At 33.2% G+C, this 13,882-nt stretch carries 18 protein-coding genes; 12 read left to right on the top strand and 6 right to left on the bottom strand.

Features of this window, described 5'->3' with window-relative positions; genetic code table 11:
• Window positions 1–255: 255 nt before the first annotated feature.
• The 4 genes from ABH957_RS05650 (at window position 256) to aiiA (ending at window position 2,988) form a co-directional block, all read left to right on the top strand.
• Window positions 256–585, top strand: coding sequence for a PadR family transcriptional regulator (locus ABH957_RS05650; RefSeq protein WP_002137567.1), 330 nt, complete (start codon window positions 256–258; stop codon window positions 583–585).
• Window positions 572–1,135 carry an HAAS signaling domain-containing protein gene (locus ABH957_RS05645; protein WP_404444243.1) on the top strand — a complete coding sequence of 188 codons (564 nt, stop codon included), beginning with the start codon at window positions 572–574 and terminating at the stop codon, window positions 1,133–1,135. Before ABH957_RS05650 ends, ABH957_RS05645 begins: the two co-directional genes overlap by 14 nt.
• Window positions 1,125–1,985 (top strand): DUF4097 family beta strand repeat-containing protein, encoded by an 861-nt coding sequence (locus ABH957_RS05640; protein ID WP_404456701.1) that lies wholly within the window; start codon window positions 1,125–1,127, stop codon window positions 1,983–1,985. The genes ABH957_RS05645 and ABH957_RS05640 overlap by 11 nt, the downstream gene beginning before the upstream one ends.
• Before the next feature lie 250 nt (window positions 1,986–2,235).
• Complete coding sequence (gene aiiA / locus ABH957_RS05635) at window positions 2,236–2,988, top strand: quorum-quenching N-acyl homoserine lactonase AiiA (RefSeq protein ID WP_404444249.1); 753 nt, start codon at window positions 2,236–2,238, stop codon at window positions 2,986–2,988.
• A 41-nt stretch (window positions 2,989–3,029) separates the two neighbouring features.
• On the opposite strand, the gene ABH957_RS05630 is transcribed toward aiiA, so the two are convergent.
• From ABH957_RS05630 to ABH957_RS05620, 3 genes are all read right to left on the bottom strand, one after another.
• A complete protein-coding gene (locus ABH957_RS05630; RefSeq protein WP_404444333.1) occupies window positions 3,030–3,524 on the bottom strand; it encodes a hypothetical protein in 495 nt (164 codons plus the stop codon).
• Window positions 3,525–3,613: 89 nt separating this feature from the next.
• Complete coding sequence (locus ABH957_RS05625) at window positions 3,614–4,078, bottom strand: DMT family transporter (RefSeq protein WP_404444252.1); 465 nt, start codon at window positions 4,076–4,078, stop codon at window positions 3,614–3,616.
• 13 nt (window positions 4,079–4,091) lie between these two features.
• The gene (locus tag ABH957_RS05620) at window positions 4,092–4,538 is read right to left on the bottom strand and encodes a DMT family transporter (RefSeq protein ID WP_404444255.1); all 447 of its coding nucleotides are present in this window, start codon (window positions 4,536–4,538) and stop codon (window positions 4,092–4,094) included.
• A gap of 107 nt (window positions 4,539–4,645) precedes the next feature.
• Between ABH957_RS05620 and yeiL the strand changes: the two genes are divergently transcribed.
• The 4 genes from yeiL (at window position 4,646) to ABH957_RS05600 (ending at window position 7,972) form a co-directional block, all read left to right on the top strand.
• Entirely contained in the window at window positions 4,646–5,338 is a 693-nt protein-coding gene (gene yeiL / locus ABH957_RS05615) for a transcriptional regulator YeiL (RefSeq protein ID WP_404444258.1), read from the top strand.
• Window positions 5,339–5,374: 36 nt separating this feature from the next.
• Complete coding sequence (locus ABH957_RS05610; protein ID WP_404510729.1) at window positions 5,375–6,106, top strand: metallophosphoesterase family protein; 732 nt, start codon at window positions 5,375–5,377, stop codon at window positions 6,104–6,106.
• Between the two features lie 137 nt (window positions 6,107–6,243).
• Window positions 6,244–7,278 (top strand): flavin-containing monooxygenase, encoded by a 1,035-nt coding sequence (locus ABH957_RS05605; protein WP_404510727.1) that lies wholly within the window; start codon window positions 6,244–6,246, stop codon window positions 7,276–7,278.
• A gap of 445 nt (window positions 7,279–7,723) precedes the next feature.
• Window positions 7,724–7,972 (top strand): hypothetical protein, encoded by a 249-nt coding sequence (locus ABH957_RS05600; protein ID WP_002087603.1) that lies wholly within the window; start codon window positions 7,724–7,726, stop codon window positions 7,970–7,972.
• Between the two features lie 48 nt (window positions 7,973–8,020).
• Here ABH957_RS05600 and ABH957_RS05595 read toward each other — a convergent pair whose 3' ends face one another.
• Window positions 8,021–9,058, bottom strand: a complete 1,038-nt coding sequence (locus tag ABH957_RS05595) for a serine hydrolase domain-containing protein (protein ID WP_404510725.1) — start codon at window positions 9,056–9,058, stop codon at window positions 8,021–8,023.
• Window positions 9,059–9,168: 110 nt separating this feature from the next.
• On the bottom strand, window positions 9,169–9,363 hold the full coding sequence (locus tag ABH957_RS05590) for a hypothetical protein (RefSeq protein WP_002087600.1): 195 nt from the start codon (window positions 9,361–9,363) through the stop codon (window positions 9,169–9,171).
• Between the two features lie 182 nt (window positions 9,364–9,545).
• Between ABH957_RS05590 and ABH957_RS05585 the strand changes: the two genes are divergently transcribed.
• Window positions 9,546–9,827 (top strand): hypothetical protein, encoded by a 282-nt coding sequence (locus ABH957_RS05585; protein WP_404444270.1) that lies wholly within the window; start codon window positions 9,546–9,548, stop codon window positions 9,825–9,827.
• Between the two features lie 28 nt (window positions 9,828–9,855).
• Here the strand turns inward: ABH957_RS05585 and ABH957_RS05580 are convergent, their stop codons facing one another.
• Window positions 9,856–10,146 (bottom strand): DUF3784 domain-containing protein, encoded by a 291-nt coding sequence (locus tag ABH957_RS05580; RefSeq protein WP_404510723.1) that lies wholly within the window; start codon window positions 10,144–10,146, stop codon window positions 9,856–9,858.
• A 122-nt stretch (window positions 10,147–10,268) separates the two neighbouring features.
• Between ABH957_RS05580 and ABH957_RS05575 the strand changes: the two genes are divergently transcribed.
• The 3 genes from ABH957_RS05575 (at window position 10,269) to hcp (ending at window position 13,433) form a co-directional block, all read left to right on the top strand.
• Window positions 10,269–10,550 carry a MazG nucleotide pyrophosphohydrolase domain-containing protein gene (locus tag ABH957_RS05575; protein ID WP_219303217.1) on the top strand — a complete coding sequence of 94 codons (282 nt, stop codon included), beginning with the start codon at window positions 10,269–10,271 and terminating at the stop codon, window positions 10,548–10,550.
• Window positions 10,551–10,693: 143 nt separating this feature from the next.
• Window positions 10,694–11,467 (top strand): BcII family subclass B1 metallo-beta-lactamase, encoded by a 774-nt coding sequence (gene bla2, locus ABH957_RS05570; RefSeq protein WP_002137546.1) that lies wholly within the window; start codon window positions 10,694–10,696, stop codon window positions 11,465–11,467.
• Window positions 11,468–12,146: 679 nt separating this feature from the next.
• Entirely contained in the window at window positions 12,147–13,433 is a 1,287-nt protein-coding gene (hcp, locus tag ABH957_RS05565; RefSeq protein ID WP_404510722.1) for a hydroxylamine reductase, read from the top strand.
• Window positions 13,434–13,882 lie beyond the last annotated feature (449 nt).

Genomic DNA, 13,882 nt, shown 5'->3' with positions numbered 1-13,882 from the left:
AAAGTGTCATTATGTAAAAAAGTTGAGTCCTTTCCATTTTGTTAAAGGCTTGTTTCAGCCTAATTTAGAACTTTGTAACTGGAGAGGAGCCATCGTTTTGATTTTATAGGCGTCGGATGAAAGGTATACTTATTTTTCCAGTGTACCTTGCAATGAACAATACCGAGTGTTATATTATAGATGTAGTTACTTATTATAAAACAGTACTAAACAATAAACAGTAGTAGATGCCAATTAGAATAGGGTGAATGAACATTGAATGTACAATTTAAAAAAGGAGTTTTAGAACTCTGTGTTCTTGTCTTACTTGATAAGCAAGACCGTTATGGGTATGAATTAGTTCGAAGTATTTCCAATCAAATTGAAATATCAGAAGGGTCTGTTTATCCGCTACTTCGTAGATTAACTAAAGAAGAATATTTTACAACGTATTTACAGGAGTCTTCAGAAGGGCCTTCAAGGAAGTATTATAAACTGACGGATAAAGGTAGAACGTATTTGTATCAACTTTTGGAGGAATGGAATGAGTTTTCACAAGGTGTCAATCAATTAATAAAAGAAGGTGTACGTAATGACGAAAAATAAATTTTTACAACAATTAAATGCATCTCTAAAAAGATTATCTGAAAAAGAGCGTGCAGATATTTTAAAAGATTATGAAGAACATTTTACTTTCGGATTAGAGGAAGGGAAAAGTGAAGAAGAAATTGTAGCCTCATTAGGTTCTCCAGCTCAAATCGCCAAAGAGTTATTAGCAGATTATCATATTGAGAAAGTAACAGCAAGTACAACAACAGGAAATGTTTTTCGGGCAATTTGGGCAGTAATTGGATTAGGTTTTTTCAATTTGTTAATCGTGCTTGGACCTGCAATTACATTAGCGGCATTGATTTTTTCAGGATGGGTTCTAGGAATCTCATTTTTAGGTTCACCATTACTTGTTCTAGTTGATACTATTATACATCCAAATACATTCTTGCTATTTAATCTTTTCGTTTCTTTAGCACTTTGTGGACTTGGATATTTCATTGTAATTGCTATGTTATTTTTAACGAAGCTAGCAAAGAATGGATTTGTTCGTTATTTAAAGTTTAATATAGCACTAGTAAAAGGTGGTTTGAAGCATGATAAATAAAAAGAGTCTTTCAATCATTGCAGGTATTATTTTCATTATTGGTATTATAGGAAGTCTACTCACTTTTCGTTCAATTGCTGCAGTACCAATTTCAGAAGAAAAGGTCATTAACAATAATAATGTGTCAAGCGTCATTATCGATACGAATAATGTTCGTGTTAACATCAATCCTACAACAGATAGTAACATGAAAGTAAAATTAGATGGCGAAGTTAATCCTAACGTAAAAAGAACATTAGCTACGGATGAGAAAGATTCGACGCTTCTTATTTCATACAAAGAAAAACAACAGAGATGGTTTAACTTCGACATTTCCGAAGTATTGGCGCCATTAACATTAAATGTTTATTTGCCTGAAAAGCAATATGATTCATTAAAAGTTTCCAATAATAATGGCTACGTTTCTGCCAAAAAACTAAACGTAACACATTTTAATATCAATACAAGCAATGGGCGTGTTGAATTAAGAGAGATCAATTCGCAAAAAGTTATTGCGGAAGCAAACAATGGAATTATGGACTTTAAAGATATAATGGCGCAAAATATTCATGTGAAATCGAATAATGGACGAATAATGCTAGATCATGTTGAAGGTGAAATAGAGGGGCAATCTAAGAATGGAAGTCTTACTCTTAAAACAAATGAACTTGATCGAAATCTCAATTTTACGACTCACAATGGCAAGATTAATATTGAAACTGAAAAAGAACCAACTAATGTTCAATTTAATGTCTCTGTCGACAATGGAAAAGCGAATATCCTGAATAAATATAATGGAAATGCCGTTATTGGGAAGGGAGAAAATCAAATTAAATTAAACACACATAACGGAAGTATTACAGTGAAATAAAATAGTATATTATCTTTTATAATCCTTGCTCGCCGCATATAAGAGCCTGTAAATGAATAATAAACAAGAAAAATAGCCGACTCCTTTTCTCGACATGTAGGTAGTCGGTTATTTTATGCCCAAAATTCGTTGTGAACAATTGAAAAGATAATAGCTGAAACAATGAAAAGTGAGAAGGAATTTATTTCTAACAAGAGGAATTCTTTACTGTATTGTTTTATTCAAAACTAAATGTAAAGGTGGATACATAATGACAGTAAAGAAGCTTTATTTCGTCCCAGCAGGTCGTTGTATGTTAGATCATTCTTCTGTTAATAGTACGCTCACACCAGGAAATTTATTGAATTTACCTGTATGGTGCTATTTGTTGGAGACAGAAGAGGGGCCTATTTTAGTAGATACAGGTATGCCAGAAAGTGCGGTTAATAACGAAGGTCTTTTTAACGGTACATTTGTTGAAGGCCAGATTTTACCGAAAATGACGGAAGAAGATAGAATCGTGAATATTTTAAAACGCGTTGGATATGAGCCGGACGACCTTCTTTATATTATTAGCTCTCATTTGCATTTTGATCATGCGGGAGGAAATGGCGCTTTTACAAATACACCAATCATTGTGCAGCGTGCTGAATATGAGGCGGCGCAGCATAGGGAAGAATATTTGAAAGAGTGTATATTGCCGCATTTGAACTATAAAATCGTTGAAGGCGATTATGAAGTCGTACCAGGAGTTCAATTATTGTCTACACCGGGCCATACTCCAGGGCATCAGTCGCTATTAATTGAGACTGAAAAATCCGGTCCTGTGTTATTAACGATTGATGCATCTTATACGAAAGAAAATTTTGAAGATGAAGTGCCGTTCGCTGGATTTGATTCGGAATTAGCTTTATCTTCAATTAAACGTTTAAAAGAAGTTGTGATGAAAGAGAACCCCATTGTTTTCTTTGGTCATGATATGGAGCAGGAAAAGAGCTGTAAAGTGTTTCCAGAATATATATAAGTAGAAAAAGTCATGGGCCTATTAGCTCATGACTTTTTCTATTAAATAACCTTTTTAAATAAGTTATATACTTTTTTCGAATTACCTTCGTTTAATTGATAATAAGTAAGATCTACGTCATCAGGAGAGTTTTGCTGGGCAATCATGACTTCACTACTGTTGTTATCTACTATCCAAATTAAATATTGTTTATAAGTTCCATCTTGGAAAGTAATCCACATGTTACAATCTACTAAATCAGAACCTTCTTCATCTAGCGTTAAATCGCCTTTTTTTGCTGTATCCATACTGTTAATGAATGTTTTTAATTCATCTGTTTTTGTAAGGAAGATAGATTTTTTTGTTTTAATTGACTCTACATGTATATCTTTTATTTCCTGTTTTCCTAAAAAGACAGGAGGTGCATTTGGGTCTCTTTGAGTTGAAATAATAGTAGCTTTCTTCTTTGGTTTGCTTGCTGTATAGAAATCTTGAATAGATTTTCCAGAGTTTAAAAACCATATGATTCCAAAAAAAATGAATGCGCTACCTAGCAGTGAAATGACTTTTTTAATAGGATATTCTCCTCTCTATTACTTCATGTGAAGAGCTTTTCTATTAATATATGATAGGTAAGCGTAAAGTATTATAGTTGAACGTGATTATGCTTCACGGTTTTTATAGGACGATCAACGAGTAAATTGTAAGTAAGCCCAATTAATACGAAAATACCACCGATAATTTTGCCGATTGAGAGTTCGTTTGACAGGAAGAAATCAATGATAGCCCCCGCAAATAATTGTCCGATAAAGATGAGTAATGTTAAATAAAATGCAGATATTTTAGGAGTAATATAGTTTGATAATGGAATGACGATAACGCCTACTAATCCGCCTAAGTATACAGCGATAGGAATGGATTGCAACGTATGAATTGGAATATAAAATGAATCTGAACTGAAAATTAAAAATAGCGCGGAGAAAAATAATCCAGTAATATAATTGAAAAATGTACCTTCCCAATTGCCAATTTCCTTTGCTAAATTCGCGTTAATAATTCTAGCGACAACGATAGAAACACCAGTTAAAATAGCGATACAAATATATAACATTTTCTTGCCTCCATTAATAAATTGTCATGACTATAATTCCAGAAGAAATGAACAATAATCCAATTAGTTTTTTCTTTTCAAACTTTGCAACTTTCATTCCTAATAAACCGAAATGATCAATAATAATAGAAGCAATGGATTGACCGAGTAGGCTTAATGCAATGGTAATAGAAGCACCAAGAGCGGAGAAGCTTATATTGCTAAAAAGTACTGTGAAAACTCCAATGGCTCCGGCACTATATAAATAAAGTGGAATACCTTTATCAAAATGGATTTTATTTTTGTTAATGATTAAAACGAAAATGACTGCTATTAAACCGACAAGATGAATGATAACACTCGCTGTATAATTGCCAGTCGACTCAGATAAAATCCCATTCAATGGGAGCATAATGGCAATAAGCATACCAATAAAGACAGAAAGAAAGTTATACAATGTAATATCCCCTTTATATTTCATGTTTGTAATGACTGTATCATGCTGAAATTGTGTATTACTATGACATATGTCATAGTGGAAGAAGAAAATTTTGATTACAATGGGAGTAGTTGTAAAGGTGGGGGACTATGAAGAAAGTATGTAATTCTAATAAATTAGCAGAGTATATGAAACAAAATAATATTGATTCATTTTTTAGTAGTGATATGAGACCATATATGGAACTTATATTTTTTAAAAAGAATGAGTTCATTTGCAGAGAAAACGAAGAGATAGACTATTTATATTTTTTTGTTGAAGGAAAAGCGAAAGCGTTTAATACGTTAAGTAACGGGAAATCCGTATTATTATGTTTTTATGATAGTTTGCAGTTACTAGGAGATGTTGAGTTAATCCATTCTCAAAAGATTGCTTCAAACGTACAAGTCATGGCAGATTCTTATTGTGTTGGTTTGCCTTTAGGGAAAGTGAGAAACCAATTATTTCATGATGCGAAATTTTTAAGATGTATTTGCGGTTCTTTAGCCCATAAATTAAATCGTCTTTCAAAAAATAGTACAATTAATTTACTATATCCACTTGAAAATAGACTCGCGAGTTACATATTAGCAGCAGGAGAACGCGCTGTTCAGCACGGGAATCGAATTGTATTTAGTGGGAATTTAACGGAAACAGCTGAATTGTTAGGAACGAGTTATCGGCATTTATTACGTACATTGAATACCTTTTGTGATAAAGAGATAATCAAGAAAAGTAATGGTTGTTTTGAAGTTGTGAATGTAGAAGTTTTGAGGGAATTGGCTGCGGATGTTTATAAATAGGAGAGATATAAATAATATATTAAAGTGGGGATTTAGATGAAAATAGCGATAATTTCAGATATTCATGGGAATAGTCACGCTTTAAAATCGGTATTAAAAGATATTACACGTCGTAAGGTCGAAATGATAATAAATTTAGGTGATAGTGTGTATGGGCCGTTAGATCCTTTAGGGGCAATTGAAATATTAATGAGTAACGAGATGATACATATTAAGGGTAATTGTGATCGCATGCTTTGGGAACCTATACAAGAGCAGTCTGCTACACTAACTTTTGTCCAAAATCAATTAACAAAAAATCATATAGATTGGTTAAAACAACATCCTTCCCAATTTATTGTAGACGATATTTTATTTTGTCATGGTACGCCAACTTCAGATGAGGTGTATTTATTAGAAGAGATGGACGAGAATGGTGCAGTATTAAAGAGTGAAAAAAATATAATGGATCAACTCCAAAATATAGAACAAAAAATAATAGTATGTGGTCATACGCATATTCCTAGAGTTGTTTATTTAGCGAACGGAAAAATCATTATAAATCCAGGGAGTGTAGGACTTCCTGCATACAAAGATGAATTACCCGTTTTGCATAAAATGGAGTCAGGAACTCCGCACGCAAAATATGTAGTGATAGAAAAAAATTTTGGAGAATGGATAATTGAACAAATTTCAGTTCCTTATAATTGGGAAGAAGCAGCTGGGTTAGCTGTTCAACAGGAAAGGCAGGACTGGGCACAAGCGCTAAAGACTGGAAAGGTAGAATGAAGAGGAGTTTTACTTTATAGTAAACTCCTCTTTTTATTTTATGTAGATGTTGAATTATAGAAAAATAAAATGTTATGGTTATGGAAACATATGAATGTGTGAACATGTATTCATATATAAGAGGAGGAGGGATTAGAGTGAAAGACCTAATTATTATTGGAGCTGGTCAAGCTGGATTAACAATAGGATACTACTTGAAGCAGGGAGGATATAGTTTCTTATTACTTGAGGCGGGAAACCGAATTGGCGATTCTTGGAGAGACCGCTATGATTCTTTGCAGCTCTTCACACCAAGGGAATATAGTAGTTTACCAGGTATGATATTAAAAGGAGAAGGGAGTGGATTTCCATGTAAAGATGAAATTGCAATTTATTTAGAAGAATATGCAAGGTATTTTCAATTGCCGGTACAATTACAGACTCAAGTTTTAAAAATAAGAAAAGAGAAAGAAATATTTGAATTACACACTCCTACAGAAATTTTACAATCGAAAAAAGTTATTATCGCATCAGGTGGTTTTCAGCAACCATTCATCCCCTCATTTTCACAACATCTTTCATCACATATTTTTCAAATACATTCATCACAATATAAATCACCATTACAAATTTCTAAGGGGAAAGTACTAGTAGTAGGTGGCGGGAATTCAGGAATGCAAATCGCAGTAGAACTTGCAAAAACTCATGAAGTAAAAATGTCTATCAGTCATCCATTAACATTTTTACCGTTACATCTTTTTAGAAAAAGCATTTTTAATTGGTTAGAAAAATTAGGTTTATTGTATGCTGAAGTAAATACCAAGAGGGGAAAATGGTTTCAGAAGCGAAAGGATCCCATTTTTGGTTTTGAAGGTAAGGAACTTATTCGTAGTGGAGCAATAAAACTACAGGGAAAAGTGGTAAGTGCATCAGGAAATAATATTATGTTTCAGAATGGTGGCACGTATAGTGCACAAAGTATTATATGGTCAACTGGTTTTGTTCAAGATTATAAATGGATTGAAATAGAAAAGGCAGTGAATATGAATGGATTTCCTAATCATACAAAGGGAATGAGTCCAGTAAGAGGATTGTATTATATTGGACTGCCGTGGCAATCTCAAAGGGGTTCTGCGCTTATTTGTGGTGTAGGAAAGGATGCGGTGTATTTGCTTTCTGAAATCAAAAAATAGATCAGTAGCAACAGCTACTGATCATCCATATGTACATGAATTAGGAGAGGTCAAACATTTCAAACGTTTATTAGCTTTAGTATAATAGATTTTCATGAAATAAAAAACTGAAAATTATAATTTTTTTGTTGAGAAAGTTTTTTGTATCGAAATATATAAAAAAACGGGGATTTCTATTGAAAGAAAATATGATATTTATCCCGCATTAACGGGCAGTAAGATCCCCCACCTCAAAATTCGGCACATGCGAGGAAGTTAGGTGAGAGATCAACTGCCCGTAAAAGCTCGATTGGTGAGGGCTAATAATCAGAGGGACAAAAGTCCCTCTGATTAAAGTTTCACTTTATATTTTAGTAAAGTATGATATAGTCTATATAAGATTGATTTCCTTAAAATATCTTTTTTGTATAGTAATTACATTCACAGTTGGGAAGGGGAACATATTGTGAAGTTTGATGATCAACGTCTACTAGGAATACGATTAGGTTCTGTACTCATAACAGAAGAAAATCAATATTTAGTAATTAAGAAGAAAGATCATTATGCACTATTAAACATACATAATTTAGAATGCACACATGTCGAAGTGCAGTTAGAACATATTGAAGAACTGCTGCATGAAGATTTCCAAGAAAGTATAACGGAAATTATCGCACCAGAACATATTAAAATTGTGGTGAAAAATGTTATATAAAGAAAGAAGCTGGGAGAATCAGCTTCTTTCTTTGTTTTACTTCGTTAATTATAAGGATAACAATTTTAAAATCTCACCAATAATCCCATCCTTTTGATGAACACCTAAATCCGAGTTCGTCATAATAACAGCGCTATTACCTCGGTATGGATTACATACCATCATACATTGAAATCCAACACCCCAGCCAAGTGAATGAATTTGTAAGTCTTCATTAGAATACTCTAGAAAAACACCTAACCCAGTCCATTTGGTGCATCCTTGAGGAGAAATCATATCTTGTACAGTTTTTTGAGAAAGTTTCAGTTTGCTATTTCCCTGTAAGGACTGAATGATCTCAATAATTAAAGTTGATAAGTCAGTTGGTGTTGTCCAAACGCCTGAAGCTGCTGCGAATGGATAAAATGAATACTTCTCATTTGTTACAGTTCCATCTTTATTATGCCCGCAAGCAAAAGCATCGGTTTTATCTATGTCTTCGGGAGAGAAGAGTGTACTATTTTTCATTTGTAGTGGCTGAAAAATAAATTCTTCAAGTAAAAGGTTGAACGATTTCCCAGTAATATCTTCAAGTAGTTGTTCGATAATACAAAAATTTGCGTCAGAGTAGTGGAATTGGCTTTCTGGTGCATAAGTTACTTCTATAGGTACTGGGCAATATAATGTTTTACCAGCAAGGAGCTCATCCATTTTAGGTAGTTCTTGTGCAAGTGTATAATGTTCAAAACTATTGGGAGGATCAATGATTCCAGATTGGTGACTTAATAAGTTTCGCAGCGTTACTTTTTTCTGTGAAGTAAATAGATTGGTAGGGATGTTCCAAGATGTGAGTCTATCATTTACGTCTTCATCTAAATGTACGATTCCTTGATCTGATAACGTTAGTACAAGCATTGAAGTGATGAATTTGCTAATAGAACAAGAATTGAATATGGAATTCGTAGTGACAGTTCTAGTTGTTCCAGATTCAAGTGTTCCGAAAGCAGTAGCTTCATCAAGTTTACCGTCACGTATAACGGCAAAGCTTAACCCTGCAACAGAATATTGGTTCATTTTCTCATAGATATTGTTACTTTTTAAGTTCATAGTGACTCCTTTCTTTTAAAGACAGAATATTAATTTTATTATACAGTAGTAAATAGAGAGAAAAGGAAAACACTTCATCTTTTATCGATGAAGTGTTTTCTTAGTTTAAGTTAATTCGAAGTAAATGCTTTAAAAAATTTATCTCTGTACATGTACATAAGCCATGAGGCTGTTATAAAGGAAATAAAGATTTGTTTGTTTTTAATTGGCGCATTGAAAACAAGCCAGCCAACGATATCAAATAACAAATGTAGTGCAATTGAAAGAACTACAAATTGTAGTAACGTCTTAAAAAATCTTTTCATAAAGTGTCCCCCTAAAATAAAAGGTTTTATCCCGCATTAACGGGCAGTAAAACTCCCACTGATTAAAGTTTCACTTTATCAATAGTGTTGTATATTACTATTATACATTAAATGTGTCCTGTGGTAAAATTTACATAAGTTACTTAAATAAAACATATGAAAGCTAGTGAGGAGGAATAGTCATGGAATTTTGGATGATCATACCAATAGCGGTCTTTGGGCTTATTTATATCGTTGAAAAATTAAATAAAATCGAAAAGAAAACGGATGCGTGTTTAAAGCGGATGGAAGATAGATTACAGCTAATTACGAAAGAAATGGGAATTATAGATAGAGAACCCGAAATTAATAAAGAGTTGCGGCAGCTTATGGAAGAAGGAAAAACAGTTACGGCAGTTAAGAGAGTAAGAGAAGCATTTGGTTTTTCAATACTAGAAGCGAAGCAATATGTTGATAAGTTATAAAAAGGTCATCCATTTGGGTGATCTTTTTTCACTGCACCATACGTGTATTTACATAAGCAGCTATTATAACGTGGCCAATTATAATGATAGGAAATACGATTTTTGCATTAGGGGTAGTGAAGACACTACCAATTGTGGCGATAACACCAGCGGTTAAATTATAAAGACCAACTATCTTCGATAAATTAACTTTATCTGACACACGGCGTTCATTGAATCCTGATAAGAGCCAAGTGTATTGTTTTACTCCGATGAAATAAGCTAATGCAAATGAAATGATTGCTAGTATGAATAATGATGGAGAAGCGAAGAGAGTCATTGAGAACACCTCCGTTAATGGACTATAAATAAATTATAGTATGAATGTTATAATTTAACAAAATACATTTTTGATTTTAAGTTTATTAAAAATGAGATATTTACGATGAAGGGAGATTACATATGAATATTTCGGAATTCCAGCAATATGTATCGAGTTTCAGTAAAGAAAAAGGATTTCAAGATACAACAATTGAAGAGCGTACGATGTATGCGATGGCGGAATTAGGTGAATTAGCGGAAGTTATATTAAGGCGTGATAAAATACAAGATTCGAAAAGAGAGATTGGTTTAGAAATGTTTGATGTAATTTGGAATGTATGTGATTTAGCAAACAAGTTAGAAATTGATTTAGAGAAGGCATTCGAAGAAAAAATGATGATTAATAAAAAACGTGAATGGTAAAAGGAAAGTTAAAAAGCGCACAAAATTTTGTGCGCTTTTTATTAATGGTATGAAAAATATGTAAAAAAAGATGGAACAAACATTTGAGATGAACTGTCTAATATAGGTAATAACTATTTAGTTTGAAAGAAAGGGTGGAGAAAATGAAAAAGAATACATTATTAAAATTAGGGGTATGTGTTAGTTTGCTAGGAACAACTCAATTTGTTAGCACAATTTCTTCTGTGAAAGCGGAACAAAAGCTAGAGCAAAAAGTAATAAAGAATGAGACAGGAACTATTTCAATTTCTCAGTTAAATAAAAATGTATGGGTTCATACTGAGCTAGGTTATTTTAATGGAGTAGCAGTTCCTTCGAGTGGTCTAGTTCTTACTACTTCTAATGGGTTAGTACTTGTCGATTCTTCTTGGGATGATAAGTTAACGAAGGAACTAATAGAGATGGTAGAAAAGAAATTTAAGAAGCGCGTAACGGATGTTATTATTACACATGCGCATGCTGATCGAATTGGCGGAATTAAAACGTTGAAAGAAAGAGGCATTAAAGCGCATAGTACAGCATTAACTGCGGAACTAGCAAAGAAAAATGGATATGAAGAGCCACTTGGAGACTTACAAACAATTACGAATATGAAGTTTGGAAATATAAAAGTAGAAACGTTCTATCCAGGGAAAGGGCATACAGAAGATAATATTGTCGTATGGTTACCGCAATACAACATTTTAGCTGGAGGCTGTTTAGTGAAATCTGCGGAAGCTAAAGATTTAGGGAATGTTGCTGATGCATATGTAAATGAATGGTCCACATCGATTGAGAATGTGTTGAACCGATATGGAAATATGAACTTAGTAGTGCCTGGTCATGGAGAAGTAGGGGACAGAGGATTACTTTTACATACATTGGATTTGTTGAAATAAGAAACTGTGGGAATATAAAAGCGAGGAGAAATAATTTTCTCCTCGCTTTCTTCTAACTATATTTAAATGCGAAGCTATCAATTATGCCTGCATAAGTTACTGAGATTTTAATTCCAAGTATACAAATACCAGTACCGTCATAATTGCTATAACAACGTAAGTAACATCAAGCATTATAAGTGTCTTTAAAGTTTCAGTCATCCTAATTCACCCCTGGTATGAAAATGTAACATAATCTCTTATCAATCAGTTAAGAGATTATAAAGATAACGATGTACATGAAATTTCTTAAGTAGTTTCTATATAAATATATCATATAAATAATGTAAAAAATGTTAAGATGGTGTAAATGTATTGTAAATAAAGAGGTTTCCTATAAAATCTTTAATCAAAAAATTGATAGTTCTTCAAAATGAAAAAACGCTATTCTTTCTGTTGAATGATAGAAAGAATAGCGTTTTTGTATGCTTATTAGTTGCTAATAGTTCTCTAAATCAATCATCTAGCTATTTGAAAGTATTAACAAAGGTGTCCGTTTTTTAGCGCCAATAAAAATATTATGTCAACAATATGAACTGTCACAAATTTATATATATTATTGTGATTCATATCACATCCTTTTTTCCTAATGGGTATTATGCTTGATTTGTAAGGAATGATTGGGAGAGGGTGGGATGATATGTTTTGTTATCAATGTGAACAAACGCCAACAGGTGGATGTAAAGTGATGGGGGTTTGCGGTAAGAATGAAACCATTGCAAGTTTACAAGATACGATTGTGTTTGGATTAAAAGGAATTGCTGCTTATCGTACTCATGCTGCTCAGCTAGGGTATACAGATGCATTTGTAGATGCTACAACTCAAGAAGCGCTATATATGACATTAACAAATTCTAACTTTAATGAACAAGAACATATTGATATGGCTATGAAAGTAGGGAAATCGGCTTTACGAGTAATGGAGTTATTAGATGAGGCACATACGAATCACTTTGGTGTTCCGGAGCCTGTTCAAATTACGCAGAACCATGTAGAAGGTAAGGCAATTGTAGTTACTGGTCATAATTTATTTGCATTAGAAGAGTTATTAAAGCAAACAGAAGGAAAAGAAATTAATATTTATACTCATTCTGAAATGCTACCAGCACACGGATATCCACAACTGAAAAAATATAAACATTTAAAAGGAAACATCGGTAAGGCATGGTATGATCAACGACGCCTTTTCGAAAAATTTACAGGTGCCATATTAGCTACAACGAACTGTGTTATGCCAATTAAAGGATCATACTCTGATCGATTCTTTTTATATGATATTGCAGGCTTAGAGGGCGTACAAAAAATTGAAAATGATGATTTTGCACCATTGATTCAAAAAGCGCTTGGACTTCCCGAAGTACATATGGAGTCGGATGAGCAGTTAGTAACAGGGTTTCATCATAATACAGTATTATCATTAGCTCCAGAAATTATTGAGGCAGTAAAGGAAGGGAAAATAAAGCGTTTCTTTGTCATCGCAGGTTGTGATGCACCAGGAAAAGGCGGGGAATACTATCGTGAATTAGCAACGTCGCTTCCGCCAGAAACGGTTATTTTGACAACTTCTTGCGGGAAATTCCGCTTTAATGATGTGAATTATGGGGTTGTACCTGGTACGGAGATTCCGCGTTATATTGACTTAGGGCAATGTAATAACTCAATTTCTACAGTGAAAATAGCGGAAGCTTTAGCAGATGCTTTTCAATGTGAAGTAAATGAATTGCCAGTAAGTATTGTCTTATCATGGTTTGAACAAAAAGCGGTTGCTATTTTACTTGGGCTATTTAGTCTTGGAATTCAAGATATTCGCATTGGTCCAAAGGCGCCTGAATTTATTTCACCTGGTGTGCTTGATGTATTACAAGAGACATTTGGTTTAAAATTGATTACAACTGCAGCAGAAGATATGAATATGATGTTATCGTAACAAAAAGGGTGTCCTATATGTAGAGTTGGCTTTATAAAAAATTTGTATGTATTCGAAAACTTATGTATTAGATTCGCAGGTGCGTTAGTAGAAGATGTGGCTTTAAAATAAAGTTTGATCAAATTAATGAGAATGCCACTGATAAAAGACAAATAGAAAGAGCATGTTTTGAAAAAAGATTAATCAAAACATGCTCTTATTTCATCTAATTGCTCAAATGTTTTATAAAAAAGTTTGATCGTTTCAATGAGCCTTCCTCAACTAAAGCACCCGTTAATTCAATAACCATCTCACATAATTTTTTTCAATAACCTTACCATAAATGGTGTCTTTAATGTCTCTTTTATTAGTGAATTTTTGTGTTTCATAAAATTACTGATCTGTTTTCGTCTATTTGGAACCATTAACAAAGGTAATCTACTAGGATTAAACCACCCAATTTTTGCAGT

This window comes from Bacillus sp. RC242, from assembly GCF_044908245.1.
Classification (GTDB): Bacteria; Bacillota; Bacilli; order Bacillales; family Bacillaceae_G; genus Bacillus_A; species Bacillus_A mycoides.
This window is presented reverse-complemented; position numbering and strand designations above follow the sequence as displayed.

What these genes read in the sequence shown, in the direction of transcription:
- ABH957_RS05645 (WP_404444243.1), top strand. Translation starts at nt 572, where the DNA reads ATGACGAAAAATAAATTTTTACAACAATTAAATGCATCTCTAAAAAGA.
- ABH957_RS05585 (WP_404444270.1), top strand. Translation starts at nt 9,546, where the DNA reads ATGGAATTTTGGATGATCATACCAATAGCGGTCTTTGGGCTTATTTAT.
- ABH957_RS05575 (WP_219303217.1), top strand. Translation starts at nt 10,269, where the DNA reads ATGAATATTTCGGAATTCCAGCAATATGTATCGAGTTTCAGTAAAGAA.
- ABH957_RS05610 (WP_404510729.1), top strand. Translation starts at nt 5,375, where the DNA reads ATGAAAATAGCGATAATTTCAGATATTCATGGGAATAGTCACGCTTTA.
- ABH957_RS05595 (WP_404510725.1), bottom strand. Translation starts at nt 9,058, where the DNA reads ATGAACTTAAAAAGTAACAATATCTATGAGAAAATGAACCAATATTCT.
- ABH957_RS05580 (WP_404510723.1), bottom strand. Translation starts at nt 10,146, where the DNA reads ATGACTCTCTTCGCTTCTCCATCATTATTCATACTAGCAATCATTTCA.
- ABH957_RS05620 (WP_404444255.1), bottom strand. Translation starts at nt 4,538, where the DNA reads ATGAAATATAAAGGGGATATTACATTGTATAACTTTCTTTCTGTCTTT.
- ABH957_RS05590 (WP_002087600.1), bottom strand. Translation starts at nt 9,363, where the DNA reads ATGAAAAGATTTTTTAAGACGTTACTACAATTTGTAGTTCTTTCAATT.
- hcp (WP_404510722.1), top strand. Translation starts at nt 12,147, where the DNA reads ATGTTTTGTTATCAATGTGAACAAACGCCAACAGGTGGATGTAAAGTG.
- yeiL (WP_404444258.1), top strand. Translation starts at nt 4,646, where the DNA reads ATGAAGAAAGTATGTAATTCTAATAAATTAGCAGAGTATATGAAACAA.
- aiiA (WP_404444249.1), top strand. Translation starts at nt 2,236, where the DNA reads ATGACAGTAAAGAAGCTTTATTTCGTCCCAGCAGGTCGTTGTATGTTA.
- ABH957_RS05625 (WP_404444252.1), bottom strand. Translation starts at nt 4,078, where the DNA reads ATGTTATATATTTGTATCGCTATTTTAACTGGTGTTTCTATCGTTGTC.
- bla2 (WP_002137546.1), top strand. Translation starts at nt 10,694, where the DNA reads ATGAAAAAGAATACATTATTAAAATTAGGGGTATGTGTTAGTTTGCTA.
- ABH957_RS05640 (WP_404456701.1), top strand. Translation starts at nt 1,125, where the DNA reads ATGATAAATAAAAAGAGTCTTTCAATCATTGCAGGTATTATTTTCATT.